Source organism: Pseudomonas sp. 910_23 (assembly GCF_052850795.1).
The window spans coordinates 56,756-69,862 of record NZ_VXCZ01000017.1; the positions used below are offsets into that span (position 1 = coordinate 56,756).

General features: G+C 60.5%; 15 protein-coding genes. 7 read left to right on the forward strand and 8 right to left on the reverse strand.

Annotation, left to right across the window (positions count from 1 at the left end; all coding sequences use genetic code 11):
• Nucleotides 1–27: 27 nt before the first annotated feature.
• A complete protein-coding gene (locus FW800_RS19850) occupies nt 28–945 on the forward strand; it encodes a LysR family transcriptional regulator (protein WP_005790687.1) in 918 nt (305 codons plus the stop codon).
• Here the strand turns inward: FW800_RS19850 and FW800_RS19855 are convergent.
• On the reverse strand, nt 942–1,838 hold the full coding sequence (locus tag FW800_RS19855; protein ID WP_446438291.1) for a LysR family transcriptional regulator: 897 nt from the start codon (nt 1,836–1,838) through the stop codon (nt 942–944). The genes FW800_RS19850 and FW800_RS19855 overlap by 4 nt on opposite strands.
• A gap of 106 nt (nt 1,839–1,944) precedes the next feature.
• On the opposite strand from FW800_RS19855, the gene FW800_RS19860 reads away from it, so the two are divergent.
• Nucleotides 1,945–2,703: an SDR family NAD(P)-dependent oxidoreductase gene (locus tag FW800_RS19860; RefSeq protein ID WP_005790690.1), complete on the forward strand. Its 759-nt coding sequence runs from the start codon at nt 1,945–1,947 to the stop codon at nt 2,701–2,703.
• Nucleotides 2,704–2,711: 8 nt separating this feature from the next.
• Here the strand turns inward: FW800_RS19860 and FW800_RS19865 are convergent, their stop codons facing one another.
• The gene (locus FW800_RS19865; protein WP_005790692.1) at nt 2,712–3,149 is read right to left on the reverse strand and encodes a multidrug/biocide efflux PACE transporter; all 438 of its coding nucleotides are present in this window, start codon (nt 3,147–3,149) and stop codon (nt 2,712–2,714) included.
• An 87-nt stretch (nt 3,150–3,236) separates the two neighbouring features.
• On the opposite strand from FW800_RS19865, the gene FW800_RS19870 reads away from it, so the two are divergent.
• Entirely contained in the window at nt 3,237–4,091 is an 855-nt protein-coding gene (locus tag FW800_RS19870) for a LysR family transcriptional regulator (protein WP_103734762.1), read from the forward strand.
• 21 nt (nt 4,092–4,112) lie between these two features.
• Here the strand turns inward: FW800_RS19870 and FW800_RS19875 are convergent, their stop codons facing one another.
• The 3 genes from FW800_RS19875 to FW800_RS19885 are packed head-to-tail and all read right to left on the reverse strand — an operon-like array spanning nt 4,113 to nt 6,151.
• A complete protein-coding gene (locus tag FW800_RS19875) occupies nt 4,113–5,342 on the reverse strand; it encodes an RNA polymerase sigma factor (RefSeq protein ID WP_446438292.1) in 1,230 nt (409 codons plus the stop codon).
• Nucleotides 5,339–5,689 (reverse strand): YciI family protein, encoded by a 351-nt coding sequence (locus FW800_RS19880; RefSeq protein WP_446438293.1) that lies wholly within the window; start codon nt 5,687–5,689, stop codon nt 5,339–5,341. The genes FW800_RS19875 and FW800_RS19880 overlap by 4 nt, the downstream gene beginning before the upstream one ends.
• A gap of 42 nt (nt 5,690–5,731) precedes the next feature.
• On the reverse strand, nt 5,732–6,151 hold the full coding sequence (locus FW800_RS19885) for a YybH family protein (RefSeq protein WP_032879792.1): 420 nt from the start codon (nt 6,149–6,151) through the stop codon (nt 5,732–5,734).
• 145 nt (nt 6,152–6,296) lie between these two features.
• On the opposite strand from FW800_RS19885, the gene FW800_RS19890 reads away from it, so the two are divergent.
• Nucleotides 6,297–6,788: a GNAT family N-acetyltransferase gene (locus FW800_RS19890; protein WP_446438294.1), complete on the forward strand. Its 492-nt coding sequence runs from the start codon at nt 6,297–6,299 to the stop codon at nt 6,786–6,788.
• Nucleotides 6,789–6,854: 66 nt separating this feature from the next.
• Here the strand turns inward: FW800_RS19890 and FW800_RS19895 are convergent, their stop codons facing one another.
• Complete coding sequence (locus FW800_RS19895; protein ID WP_216092004.1) at nt 6,855–7,337, reverse strand: GyrI-like domain-containing protein; 483 nt, start codon at nt 7,335–7,337, stop codon at nt 6,855–6,857.
• A gap of 196 nt (nt 7,338–7,533) precedes the next feature.
• On the opposite strand from FW800_RS19895, the gene alaC reads away from it, so the two are divergent.
• Nucleotides 7,534–8,751, forward strand: coding sequence for an alanine transaminase (gene alaC / locus FW800_RS19900; protein ID WP_032879786.1), 1,218 nt, complete (start codon nt 7,534–7,536; stop codon nt 8,749–8,751).
• Between the two features lie 138 nt (nt 8,752–8,889).
• Here alaC and FW800_RS19905 read toward each other — a convergent pair whose 3' ends face one another.
• On the reverse strand, nt 8,890–10,242 hold the full coding sequence (locus FW800_RS19905) for a GntP family permease (protein WP_005790708.1): 1,353 nt from the start codon (nt 10,240–10,242) through the stop codon (nt 8,890–8,892).
• Between the two features lie 84 nt (nt 10,243–10,326).
• Complete coding sequence (locus tag FW800_RS19910; protein ID WP_032879784.1) at nt 10,327–10,860, reverse strand: gluconokinase; 534 nt, start codon at nt 10,858–10,860, stop codon at nt 10,327–10,329.
• 212 nt (nt 10,861–11,072) lie between these two features.
• Here FW800_RS19910 and FW800_RS19915 point away from each other — a divergent pair, with 212 nt between their 5' ends.
• Together FW800_RS19915 and FW800_RS19920 are read left to right on the forward strand one after the other, a co-directional pair.
• Nucleotides 11,073–12,104, forward strand: coding sequence for a LacI family DNA-binding transcriptional regulator (locus tag FW800_RS19915; RefSeq protein WP_446438331.1), 1,032 nt, complete (start codon nt 11,073–11,075; stop codon nt 12,102–12,104).
• A gap of 358 nt (nt 12,105–12,462) precedes the next feature.
• Nucleotides 12,463–13,095: a glutathione S-transferase family protein gene (locus tag FW800_RS19920; RefSeq protein WP_032879782.1), complete on the forward strand. Its 633-nt coding sequence runs from the start codon at nt 12,463–12,465 to the stop codon at nt 13,093–13,095.
• Nucleotides 13,096–13,107: the final 12 nt, after the last annotated feature.

Genomic DNA, 13,107 nt, shown 5'->3' on the forward strand with positions numbered 1-13,107 from the left:
CCATCTTCTGAAAATCAGATACTGACTATGTCCCTTACCTTGCGCCAGGTTCGCTACTTCGTCGCCACCGCTGAAATCGGCCAGATTTCCCAGGCAGCGATTCACCTGAATATTTCCCAGTCGGCGGTGACCACGGCGATCAAGGAGCTGGAAGCCATGCTCGGCGTGCAGTTGTTCGTGCGCTCGGCCCAGGGCATGAACCTCACCGACGCCGGTCGACATTTTCTCAACCGCGCCTATGTGATTGTGCGCAGCGTGGAAGACGCCCTGAACAGCCCGCTGCCGGATTACCGCGCCAGCGGCGTGCTACGGGTGGCGGCGAGCTACACAGTGCTGGGTTATTTCCTGCCGCACCATTTGCAGCGCATGGAGCATTGGCATCCGGACGTGACTATCGAGGTGTTCGAGCAGGAACGTCAGGCCATCGAACAGGGCCTGCTCGATGGCCAGTTCGACATGGCCGTGGTGCTTACCGCCAACCTCACCCACGCGGATATCGTCTCTGAGATCCTGTTCAACTCCGAACGCCGCCTGTGGCTGCCCAGCCATCACCCATTGTGTGAACGCGGAGCCGTCAGCCTGGCGGACGTGGCGCAAGAGCCCTACATCCTGCTGACCGTCGATGAAGCCGAACACAGTGCCATGCGCTATTGGGAACAGGCCGGGCAAACCCCCAGGGTGCGGCTGCGCACCAGCTCGGTGGAAGCGGTGCGCAGCATGGTTGCCAATGGCAGCGGCGTGGCGATTCTGTCGGACCTGGTGCACCGGCCCTGGTCGCTGGAAGGCAAGCGCATCGAAACCCTGACCGTCACCGACCCGGTCACGCCCATGAGCGTCGGCCTGGCCTGGCACCGCGAGCGCGCGTTTACCCCGGCGATGCAAGCCTTCCGCGATTACTTCCACGATGCGTTCCTGGCGCCGCAGCAGTTGTCGGCGCGCCGTTAAAGGTGGGCTTGCAGGGTGGCGGTCAACCAGTCCATGAACACCCGCACCCGCAGCGGTAAATGCCGCTGGCCGGCGTACAGTAAATACACGTCCAGAGGCGGTGCCTGGTAAGCCGGCAGCACCGCAACCAACTCGCCACTGGCCAATAAATCGCGGATCCCGAGTTGGGGCACTTGGGTAATGCCAAAACCCGCCAGGCACGCCGACTGATACGCATCGGTGCTGTTGACGGTCACCCTTCCTGCCATCGGCAAACGTTGCACCTTGTTGCCCACCAGGTATTCGAACCCTGCCGAACGTGCGCCCAGGGGCCGCACGTAATGTACCAATTGGTGATTCGCCAGGTCAGCCAATGTCGCAGGCATGCCGTAACGGTGCAGATACGCCGGGCTCACGCAGTTGACCATCGGCATGCTGCACACCCGTCGCGCCACCACTGTTTGGTCTGGCTGGGCACCGACGCGCACGACACAATCGAAACCTTCCGCGATCAGGTCCACCTGGCGGTCCGAGCCGCTGATCTCGATGTCGATCAGGGGATGGCGAGTCATGAACGTGGGCAAGTTCGGCACGATCAAACCCCGCGCCATGACATTGGGCATATCCACCCGTATGCGCCCGGCCAGTTGGGTTTCATCCTGGCGAAACAACCCTTCCAGTTCTTCCATATGCGCCAGCAGATCCTTGCTGCGCTCATACAACACACGCCCGTCTTGGGTCGCCTGCACCTTGCGCGTGGTGCGTTGCAACAGCCGTGCGCCGAGCAACTCCTCCAACGCCTGCACATGCTCGGATACCGTAGAGCGTGGCAAACCCAGGCTTTGGCCGGCCTGGGTAAAGCTCGATAACTCAGTGACGCGTACGAAGGTGCGCAGCAGCTCAAGCTTGTTCATTAGATTGTTCGCCTTATCCGGCCAGTGATTCCGATATCAGCCTGTTTATCACGTCATGACCGGACAAATACACTCAGTTCCACTAACTATCACTGAGGACTGCACCATGACCCGTAAAATCGCACTCATCACCGGCGCCAGCCGTGGCCTGGGCAAAAGCGCTGCGCTGCACCTGGCTGCGCAAGGCGTAGACATTATCGGCACCTACCACAGCGCCGCAGGCGAGGCCCAAGCCGTAGTTGCCCAAGTGGAGGCATTGGGTGGCCGCGCCGCCATGCTGCAACTGGACGTCAGCCAGAGCGCAAGCTTCGATGGGTTCGTCGGCCAGGTCGGCGCGTTGCTCAAGGATGTTTTCGCTCAGGATCATTTCAACTTTCTGATCAATAACGCAGGCATCGCTGCCCACGCCAGCTTCGCCGAGACCACCGAAGCCCAGTTCGACCAGTTGGTGGCGATCCACGTCAAGGCGCCGTTTTTTCTCACGCAAAAACTGCTGCCGTTGATCAGCGATGGAGGACGCATCATCAACATTTCCAGCGGCCTGGCGCGGTTCAGCCTGCCGGGGTATGCAGCCTATGCGTCGATGAAAGGAGCGGTCGAAGTGCTGTCGCGCTACCAGGCCAAAGAGCTGGGCCCACGCGGTATTACCGTGAACACCCTGGCACCGGGCGCGATTGCCACCGACTTCGGTGGCGGCGCGGTGCGCGACAACAGCGATGTGAATGCCATGGTCGCCAATAACACGGCCTTGGGCCGCGCCGGTTTGCCGGACGACATTGGCGGGGCGATTTCGACATTGCTGGCCGATGGCAGCCATTGGATCACCGGCCAGCGGATCGAGGCGTCGGGCGGGATGTTCCTGTAGGCGCCCACCTACAGGGCTACTGGGGTTTTACCGACGATTTTCTCGCGCAACACGTCATAACCCCAGTGGTACACATAGGTGTACGGCAGGAAGAACAGCAGCACACCAATGTCGAGGATGAACGCCTCCAACAGGCTGATCTTCATCAAGGTCGCAATCAACGGCACTGCCAGCAGGATCAGGCCGCCCTCGAACAGCAGCGCGTGCAGCACCCGGGTCCAGCCACTGTTGGCCAGTTGCAGGTGTGTTTTGAGGCGGTCGAACAGGCTGTTGAAAACCACGTTCCAGCTCAGGGCCAGCAGGCTGATGCCCAGGGTCACTGCGCCCATCTCCAGTGCCGGCCTGCCGGTGATCCACACCAACAGCGGCGTACAGATCAACAAGGCCAAGCCTTCAAAACCCAGGGCTTGGAAAACACGTTCAGTAATCGACTTGGTAGGGTTCATAACCCGGCTCCGTGAATGACGATGGTTGCCATGATCAGGCTTTGTCTCGATACTTCATAACCAATAACCATCGAGCAAGGCGATAGTATGGCCTCCCACGAAGTACTCCAGGCATTTGTCCAGGCCGCCACCCAAGGCTCGTTTTCCGCCGCTGCGCGCAAGCTGGGCAAAAGCCAGTCGACTGTCAGCGCGGCGGTGGCCAGCCTTGAGATTGACCTGAACGTTGTGCTGTTTGATCGCAGCAGCCGCAAACCCACCTTGACTGCGGCGGGGCAGGTACTGCTGCAACGGGCCGAACAGGTGCTGGAGGCCAGCAGTCGCCTGGAGTTGGCCGCCAGTCAGTTATCCCAGGGGTTGGAGCCGAAGTTGAGTATCGCCATGTCCGATACTTACCAATCGGATCGATTCGAAATCGCCCTCACAGCCTTCGAGCAACGCTATCCGGACCTTGAGCTGGAATGCCTGATCGCCGAATGCGAAGACCTGATCGCGCTGGTACAAAGCGGCCGGGCACAGATTGCGTTTATCGAGAAACAAGAGATTTACCCGCCGGATCTAACCTTCTCCTGCGTGGAAGAACGCACGGAAATCGCGCTGTTCGTTTCGCCTGAACACCCATTGGCTGGCCTGGACAGGGTGCTTGCGCACGTCTTGCAGCAACACCGGGAACTGCGCTTGGCGAGCATCATCAACCCCAATGAAAACCGCAGCACTCAGCGTGTGTGGTCGGCACCGAGTTACCTGATGTTGATGGAGATGGCGCAACTGGGTTTTGGCTGGGCACCGATTCCACGCTGGCTGGTGGAACGTTTTGGCGGCAATCAGTTGGTCGAACTCAAGGTTCGCAGTTGGCCGCGCTCGGTGGCGGTGGATGCGTTGTGGTCACGCCAACACCCACCGGGGCCTGCTGGGAGTTGGTTGCTGGGCAAGATGCTCGACTGAGCCCCTCCCACATTTGGATAGTCATTGTCTGGGGGAATTGAGTTCGGCGAGGCGGCGCATGATGAAGCGTTTTTCCGGGGTTTGCTGGGTCAGCGACAGGGCTTTTTCGTAAGCTGCACGGGCCTCTTCAACCCGTCCCAACTGCCGGCAAAACTCCCCGCGGGCCGAATGCGCCAAGTGGTAATCGTGCAAGTCACCGCGTTGCAAAATGCCCTCCACCAGCGCCAACCCCACCAATGGCCCCTGCTCCATCGCCACCGCAACTGCCCGGTTCAATTCGATCACCGGCGAGGGTACCGCTCTGAGCAGTACATCGTAGAGCCCGATAATCTGTCGCCAATCGGTTTCCCCGGCGCAGGCAGCCTCGGCGTGCACCGCCGCAATCGCCGCCTGCAAGCAATACGGCCCGAAGCGCCGGGTGCTCAGCGCCTGCTCCACCAGGTTGCAGCCTTCAGCTATCAGAGATCTGTCCCACAGCCCACGGTCCTGAGCATCCAGCAGCACCAGTTCGCCGTTGGCCGAGGTGCGTGCGGGCCTTCGCGACTCATGCAACAGCATCAACGCCAACAAGCCCATCACCTCCGGCTCCGGCAGCAATTGCATCAGCAAACGGCACAGGCGAATGGCCTCCAGGGTCAAGTCTTCGCACGTCAGGTCCGCCCCAGTGGAGGCCGTGTAGCCCTCGTTGAACACCAGGTAAATCACGCGCAACACGCTATCCAATCGCTCGGGCAATTCGGCTCGGGACGGCACTTGGTAAGGAATTTTCGCATCGCGGATCTTGCCCTTGGCGCGCACGATGCGCTGGGCGATGGTGGCAGGTGTGGCCAGGAACGCGTGGGCGATTTGCTCGGTGCTGAGGTCGCAGATCTCACGCAGGGTCAGCGCGGCCTGGGCATCAGGGGCCAGCGCCGGATGGCAGCAGGTGAAGATCAGGCGCAGGCGGTCATCTTCCACGTCGTCATCGCTCCAGTCAGCTGCCTGCAGCGTGTCGGCCTGCTCTTGCAGCAACGGGGTAAACCGCGCCTGGCGGCGCAGGCGATCGATGGCTTTGAAGCGGCCGGTCGATACCAGCCAGGCCCGTGGGTTATCCGGTATGCCGTCCTCGGGCCAGCGCTGCACGGCGACAAAAAACGCCTCATGCAGCGCCTCCTCGGCCAGGTCGAAATCACCCAGCACGCGAATCAGCGTGGCAAGCACACGCCGTGACTCGCTGCGGTAAATGGCTTCGACCTGACCACTGAGCGTCATTGCGGCACGTTCAGTTCGCGCACCGGGCGCACTTCCACACTGCCGACCCGGGCCGCCGGAATGCCACCCGCCACCTGGATCGCTTCGTTAAGGTCCCTGGCGTCGATCAGGTAGAACCCGGCGAGCTGCTCCTTGGTTTCGGCAAACGGCCCGTCGGTGATCGACAACTTGCCATTGAGCATACGCACGGTGGTGGCGGTGGCCACCGGCTCCAGCGGCTCGGCGGCCAGCATCCGCCCGCTGGCCTGGATGGCCTGCGCATAGGCGAGACACTCCGAGTCGTGGGGGCTGTCGGGCGAGGTATGCAACACCTGTTCGTCACTGTAGATCAGGCACAGATATTTCATGGCGTTCTCCGTGTTCGGATGACTGACTATAGTTCGCGGCGCTCAGGGTTCCAGGTCAAACAGCGCCGTGCCGCTTTGCATATCAAAGGGCGCCGACCAGTGTTCATGCACCACCTTCCATTGGCCATTGATGCGCTGGTACCCGGCGGTCACGCGCATCCAGCAGGCTTTCACCTCACCATCGGGCCCGGCACCGCCGCAGTGGGCCAGCCAGTGAGCGAACGCGCTGTCTGGCGCTTGGACGATATGCAGCTCATGAAACTCGAAGATACCGGGGCCGGGGCAATGCTTCATGCATTCTTCCCAGTGCGCGCGGTAGGCCGCCCTGCCTTTGAACTGCAAAGCGGTTACGGCATCGAACGAGACGATATCGTCGGCGTAAAAGCTGACAATCTTGTCGATATCGCGACTGACGACGGCTTGTTTCCATTGTTCGATCAGGTGGTTGATGGCAGTGCTCATGGCGATGACTCCTTGGGGTGGAAAATCACGTAGGACACTCTTAGTCGAATGGCCTTCGTGCCAATCGACACACCACGGAAAAATAATTCCCCATAGGTCAAACCCGATAAACTGAGCCCTTCTTTGCAGCCGTTCGGATAGCCCGATGCAAACCCGCCTTGTTGCCTACGAGGCGCTCAATGCTGTGCAACAACAGCAAGTGGGCGCCATCGAAGTTCATCCTGAACAATTGCCGTTTAGCGGAGATATCTACTGCGCCCTTAATACCTTGCTGGCCAACCCAAGCCCTGGGGTCAAAGGCTTTGCGTTTTTGGCAGACGACATTCCCGTCGCCTTTCTCCTGCTCAAGCGCCCACCGTGCCTGCCCCATTGGGCCAATGAACACAGCGCCACACTGCACGCGTTGCAGGTGGATCGACATCAGCAAGGGCGCGGGTTCGGCAAGGCGTGTTTGCAGGCGCTACCAGCCATGGCGCTTGAGGCGTGGCCGCAGATCAAAGGGTTGGAGTTGTCTGTGGACACGCACAACCTGGCGGCGATGGGGCTGTATCTCGGGGCGGGATGGGTGGACAGCGGCGAGGCCTACAAGGGACGGGTCGGGTATGAGCGCCGGTTGCGCTGGATATTCAGTTCATAACGGTAATGTCACGTAAACAGGACTTTCACGCGCGCCTGTCGTGTTTACGTGACATCGAATGCGGAGTCAGCCCCGCTCTCCAACCGGTAGCCAGATTTCCACCGTCCCCGTGCCCTTCCTCCCATCGAAATCTGCGCTATAGCGCTCGAAATCCGCCCCCATCACCTTGTAGCCCGAATGCGGCAGCCATTCGAACATGATGCGTTCGTAGGTTTGCTCAAGTGCCTGCACCGGCCCGTAATGGGGGAACACGGCATAGTTGAGCGGGGGGATTTCGATGAACTCGAAGTTGCTGGGCACGTTGCCCTTGGTCGGGACTTCAACCCCCGCCATGTAATCGAATTCGCCGTGGTGGGGGTTGTAGCAAACCCCGTACGTCACGCCGCCGACGCGCGTTTTGATGTCTTTAATGCACGTGTCAAACAGCTCCCATAACTTGGGGATATCGCCCACGGTGGCCTTCGAATACCGCCCTTGCACACCGGCGATCACCAGCGCTTTGCCGGCTTCCATGCGTGGCTCCAACGGTTGTTTTGTCTGCTGATCCATACGAACAGTCTCCTTCTTATGAGGGAACAAACCCGCATCGAGTATAGGGGCATATCCGCGCCACACTCCATGTAGAAATTTTTCCTACGCATCTGGACAACTTGCCATCATCGCCCGTATTGTCTGCCTCGCAGGCCACCGCAGTGGCCGACGTCGCTCGGACGGTTCCGGGCGCTTACGTACTCTCGAGGCAACAATGGCCGACCAAGGTTCGCCGCGCCGCTTTGCGCGCATAGATCGACTCCCCCCTTACGTTTTCAATATCACTGCCGAGCTGAAGATGGCTGCGCGTCGGCGCGGCGAAGACATCATCGACTTGAGCATGGGTAACCCCGACGGCGCCACGCCACCGCACATTGTGGAAAAAATGGTCACCGTCGCCCAGCGTGAAGACACCCACGGCTACTCCACCTCCAAAGGCATTCCGCGCCTGCGCCGGGCGATTTCGCGCTGGTACAAGGACCGTTACGAGGTGGATATCGATCCCGAGTCGGAAGCCATCGTCACCATCGGTTCCAAAGAGGGTCTGGCGCACCTGATGCTGGCCACCCTGGACCAGGGTGACACCGTGCTGGTGCCCAACCCCAGCTACCCGATTCACATCTACGGTGCGGTGATTGCCGGTGCCCAGGTACGTTCGGTGCCGCTGGTGCCGGGCGTGGACTTTTTCGCCGAGCTGGAACGGGCAATTCGCGGCTCGATCCCCAAGCCAAAGATGATGATCCTGGGCTTCCCGTCCAACCCCACTGCGCAGTGCGTGGAGCTGGACTTCTTCGAGCGAGTGATCGCCCTGGCCAAGCAATACGACGTGCTGGTGGTGCACGACCTGGCCTACGCCGATATCGTCTACGACGGCTGGAAAGCCCCCTCGATCATGCAGGTACCCGGCGCTAAGGACATCGCGGTGGAGTTTTTTACCCTGTCCAAGAGCTACAACATGGCCGGCTGGCGCATCGGGTTCATGGTGGGCAACCCCGAACTGGTCAACGCCCTGGCGCGGATCAAGAGCTACCACGACTACGGCACGTTCACACCGCTGCAAGTCGCGGCGATTGCTGCGCTGGAAGGCGATCAGCAGTGCGTCAAAGACATCGCCGAGCAGTACCGCCAGCGCCGCAACGTGCTGGTCAAGGGCCTGCATGAGCTGGGCTGGATGGTGGAGAACCCCAAGGCGTCGATGTACGTCTGGGCAAAAATCCCCGAACAGTATGCTGCCATGGGCTCGCTGGAATTTGCCAAGAAGTTGCTGCTGGAGGCGAAGGTGTGTGTGTCGCCGGGGATTGGTTTTGGCGAGTATGGTGATGATCACGTACGCTTTGCGCTGATCGAAAACCAGGACCGGATTCGCCAGGCGGTGCGCGGGATTCGTGGCATGTTCAGGGCGGATGGGCTAGTACCCAAAGCCAGCGTCTAACTCGGTCAAAATGTGGGAGGGGGCTTGCTCCCGATAGCAGTGGTTCAGTCGATACATCTGGTGACTGATCCACCGCCATCGGGAGCAAGCCCCCTCCCACATTTGATTGGGTTTTCACCCCAGACTGTGCGGTGTGGCTTACACCACCAACGACAGCAACATGATGAAGATCAGCGCCACGATCGACAGGATGGTCTCCATCGCCGTCCAGGTCTTGAACGTCTCGGCCACGGTCATGTTGAAGTACTGCTTGACCAGCCAGAACCCCGCATCGTTGACGTGCGACAAGATCAACGAACCCGCGCCCGTCGCCAGCACCAGCAACTCGCGGTTGACGCCCGGAATCATGCCGACCACCGGCACCACAATGCCTGCACCGGTAATGGTCGCGACCGTCGCTGAACCGGTGGCGATACGAATCACCGCCGCCACCAACCACGCCAGCAGGATCGGGTTGATCTGTGCGTTGACTGCCATATGGCCGATCACATCACCCACGCCGCTGGTCACCAGCATCTGCTTGAAGCCACCACCGGCACCGATGATCAGGATGATCGCGGCGGTCGGCGCCAGGCTGGCGTCGAGCAGCTTGAGGATCTGCTTGGAATGGATGCCCTGGCGATGGCCAAAGGTGTACAGCGACAGCAGCAACGCCAGCAGCAAGGCGGTGATCGGGTGACCGATCATGTCCATCCAGTTGCGCACCACGTTGCCTTCGGCAAAGGCGATGTCGGCAAAGGTTTTGAGCAGCATCAGGAACACCGGCAAGAGCACGGTGACCAGGGTGATGCCAAAGCTTGGCAGCGACTTGTTATCCGTCTCGCGGGCCAGTTGATCGACCAGTTCCTGGGACGGGTTGCCCGGAATGTACTTGGCGATAAACGTACCGAAGATCGGGCCGGCGATGATGGCGGTTGGCAGTGCGACGATCAGGCCGTACAGAATGGTTTTGCCGATATCTGCGCCAAACACGCCGATCGCCAGCAGCGGGCCCGGGTGCGGTGGCACCAGGCCGTGTACCGCCGACAGGCCGGCGAGCAGCGGGATGCCGATCTTGATCAGCGACACGCCGGTACGCCGTGCCACGATAAACACCAGCGGGATCAGCAGCACAAAGCCGATTTCAAAGAACAGCGGGATGCCCACCAGGAACGCGGCGAACATCATGGCCCACTGGACCTTCTCTTTGCCGAAGGCGCGGATCAGGGTCTGGGCGATCTGATCGGCACCGCCGGATTCGGCCATCATCTTGCCAAGCATCGTGCCCAGCGCGAGGATAATGCCGACAAAGCCGAGCACGCCGCCGAAACCGTCCTGGAACGCCTTGATGATCTTGTCCACGGGCATGCCCGAGGTCAGGCCGAGGAAACCGGCCGCGATGATCAGTGCAATGAACGGGTGCACCTTGAACTTGGTGATCAGAACGATCAACCCGATGATAGTGACCACTGCATCTAGCAGCAGGTAAGACTCGTGGGACATGCCAAACATGGGGGGTCTCTCCTGTTTGTTGTTGTTATTAAAGCGGGTGTTGAATTTCCTGCCGGGGATAGCGCTATCTTTTCCGGCAAAAAATTAATGAGTTGGTTCAAAGCCGTGCTTGAGCCACCAGGCGTTGGTCTGCTCGGCCAGCTCCTCGACGCTGTCTTCACTGGCATTGAGGGCCAGGGTCAGCGGTTCGCCCTTGGGCGATTCGAGGGTGGCGAACTGGCTGTCGATCAGGCTTGCCGGCATGAAATGGCCGGGGCGGTGGGACACGCGGTCGGCGGCCACTTCGCGGGTCAGCTCCAGGAAGACAAAGCCCAGGCCCGGCGCGGCTTCGCGCAGGTGGTCGCGGTATTTCTTTTTCAGGGCTGAACAGGTGAGCACAGGATGCTCGCCCGCTGTGAGCGACCGGCGCAGTTCATCGCACAGGATGTCGAGCCAGCCGGCGCGATCGTCGTCGTTAAGGGGGTGGCCGGCGCTCATCTTTTCGATGTTGGCGGCGGGGTGAAAGCTGTCGCCTTCAATGGCAGTGGCGCCGTTCAGGCGGCACAGGGCTTCGCTGACGCTGGACTTGCCACAGCCGGAAACACCCATGATGACCAGGGCGGTAACAGGTTGACTCATGAAACACCTCAGGACGCAGATAGCGCTACCTTTGCACAGCATAAGGCTAGTGCAAAAACAGGCTTTTCCCGCGCCGACTTGTCATTTTTATGGAGTGACGCGTGCATCTGCTCCAATCATTCGAACCGGATCAGGCAACCCTAGGTTCAATAATTTGCAGCCCTTTGGAGACAGCGCTACCTTAGTGCCTCGATTTTTGTTTGGCAAGCCGCCTGATGACCTCCAAGAACGATAAAAATACCCGCACGACGGGCCGCCCTACCCTCAATGAAGTTGCACGCCTGGCCGGGGTCAGCCCAATCACCGCCTCCCGCGCCCTGCGTGGCATCAGCACGGTCGCCCCAGAACTGGTGGAAAAAGTCCAGCAGGCCGCCGCCGAACTCAGCTACGTGGTCAACCCCGCCGCTCGCGCCCTGGCGTCGGCCCAGAGCCAATCGGTGGTGGTGCTGGTGCCGTCGCTGTCCAACTTGTTGTTTATCGAAACACTGGAAGCCATCCATCAGGTACTGCGGCCCAAGGGCTTTGAAGTGCTGATCGGCAACTCCCATTATTCGCGCGATGAAGAAGAAAACCTGTTGCGCAACTACATGTCTTACCAGCCACGGGGGTTGCTGTTGACCGGATTCGACCGCACCGAAAGCGCGCGACGAATGGTCGAGACCAGCAATGTGCCGTGCGTGTACATGATGGATCTGGACCCCAATACCGGGGTGAACTGCGTGGGTTTCTCGCAACTGGCAGCAGGCGAAACGGCGGCGGCGCATTTGCTTTCCCGCGGGCGCAAGCGCCTGGCCTACATCGGCGCGCAGTTGGATCAGCGCACGTTGTTGCGCGGTGAAGGTTTCCGCCGCGCCTTGCAGCAGGCGGGCATGTACGACCCAGCGCTGGAACTCTTGACGCCACGGCCCTCTTCCGTGGGCCTGGGCGGCGAACTGTTCCTGCAATTGCTGGCAGCGCATCCGGATGTGGATGCAATCTTTTTCGGCAACGACGACCTGGCCCAGGGCGCCCTGCTTGAAGCCCTGCGCCATGGCATCAAGGTGCCGGAGCGGGTGGCGGTGCTAGGCTTCAACGACTTGCCTGCATCGTCATTCATGGTGCCGCGCCTGAGCAGCATCAGCACGCCACGAGAAGCCATTGGCCGCAGGGCGGCGGAGCATTTGTTGACCATCATGGCGGGCAACAAGATCGCCAAGCCGGTGGTGGATATGGGGTTTGAGTTGCAGGTGCGGGAGAGCACCTGACCCGCTCGTTCCCACGCTCTGCGTGGGAACGATCAGAAGTCTGCCTGTGTTAATGGCGGCTGTGCGTAGGGCACTTTCGGGTGCGCCGGCTTTGAGTGTCCACCGGTCTACTAACCTGCGTACAGCTGCCACCCTCATTTAACTCGCTGCTCGGCAAGGCCATGGACCAGCACACACCACGCTGCTGAGACCTTACTCGGTCCAAATGTGGGAGGGGGCTTGCTCCCGATTGCAGTGGGTCAGCTATATGTAAGTTGACTGACCCACCGCTATCGGGAGCAAGCCCCCTCCCACATTTTTTAACCGTGCCCACTTTACCCCTGCTAGATTGACCACTTTCCATCGCCAGGGAAGCACCATGGGACATTCACTGAAAATCTTGGGCCGCACGTCCTCCATCAACGTGCGCAAAGTGTTGTGGACCTGCCAGGAACTGGGCATCGACTACGTGCGTGAAGACTGGGGCATCGGCTTCAAGCCCACCCAGTCCACCGAGTTCCTCGCTCTGAACCCCAACGCGCAGATACCTGTGCTGATCGACGACCACGGCGTGCTGTGGGAGTCCAACACCATCTGTCGCTACCTCGTCGGCCTGTACCAACGCCACGACCTGCTGCCTGTCGAGCCCGCCCCCCGGGCGCGTGTCGAGCAATGGATCGACTGGCAAGCCGTGGAACTCAATCGCGCCTGGAGCGACGCTTTCACCGCATTGGTACGCAACAACCCCGACGGCCTCGACGCGGCGCAAATCGCCGCCGCGGTGCAGCTATGGAACGACAAGATGGGCATTCTCGAACAGCAACTGACCAAGACCGGTGCCTATGTGGCCGGCGAGGAATTCACCCTCGCCGATATCTTGATCGGCCTCTCGGTACACCGCTGGCAGGCAACGCCCATGCAGCGTCCGCCCTACCCAGCCATTGCCGCCTACTATCAGCGGCTTAGCCAGCACGCCGGTTTCAAGACCTTCGCCCTCGACGGCCACAACTAAGCACAGGGACCC

What these genes read in the sequence shown, in the direction of transcription:
- FW800_RS19850 (WP_005790687.1), top strand. Translation starts at nt 28, where the DNA reads ATGTCCCTTACCTTGCGCCAGGTTCGCTACTTCGTCGCCACCGCTGAA.
- FW800_RS19855 (WP_446438291.1), bottom strand. Translation starts at nt 1,838, where the DNA reads ATGAACAAGCTTGAGCTGCTGCGCACCTTCGTACGCGTCACTGAGTTA.
- FW800_RS19860 (WP_005790690.1), top strand. Translation starts at nt 1,945, where the DNA reads ATGACCCGTAAAATCGCACTCATCACCGGCGCCAGCCGTGGCCTGGGC.
- FW800_RS19865 (WP_005790692.1), bottom strand. Translation starts at nt 3,149, where the DNA reads ATGAACCCTACCAAGTCGATTACTGAACGTGTTTTCCAAGCCCTGGGT.
- FW800_RS19870 (WP_103734762.1), top strand. Translation starts at nt 3,237, where the DNA reads ATGGCCTCCCACGAAGTACTCCAGGCATTTGTCCAGGCCGCCACCCAA.
- FW800_RS19875 (WP_446438292.1), bottom strand. Translation starts at nt 5,342, where the DNA reads ATGACGCTCAGTGGTCAGGTCGAAGCCATTTACCGCAGCGAGTCACGG.
- FW800_RS19880 (WP_446438293.1), bottom strand. Translation starts at nt 5,689, where the DNA reads ATGAAATATCTGTGCCTGATCTACAGTGACGAACAGGTGTTGCATACC.
- FW800_RS19885 (WP_032879792.1), bottom strand. Translation starts at nt 6,151, where the DNA reads ATGAGCACTGCCATCAACCACCTGATCGAACAATGGAAACAAGCCGTC.
- FW800_RS19890 (WP_446438294.1), top strand. Translation starts at nt 6,297, where the DNA reads ATGCAAACCCGCCTTGTTGCCTACGAGGCGCTCAATGCTGTGCAACAA.
- FW800_RS19895 (WP_216092004.1), bottom strand. Translation starts at nt 7,337, where the DNA reads ATGGATCAGCAGACAAAACAACCGTTGGAGCCACGCATGGAAGCCGGC.
- alaC (WP_032879786.1), top strand. Translation starts at nt 7,534, where the DNA reads ATGGCCGACCAAGGTTCGCCGCGCCGCTTTGCGCGCATAGATCGACTC.
- FW800_RS19905 (WP_005790708.1), bottom strand. Translation starts at nt 10,242, where the DNA reads ATGTTTGGCATGTCCCACGAGTCTTACCTGCTGCTAGATGCAGTGGTC.
- FW800_RS19910 (WP_032879784.1), bottom strand. Translation starts at nt 10,860, where the DNA reads ATGAGTCAACCTGTTACCGCCCTGGTCATCATGGGTGTTTCCGGCTGT.
- FW800_RS19920 (WP_032879782.1), top strand. Translation starts at nt 12,463, where the DNA reads ATGGGACATTCACTGAAAATCTTGGGCCGCACGTCCTCCATCAACGTG.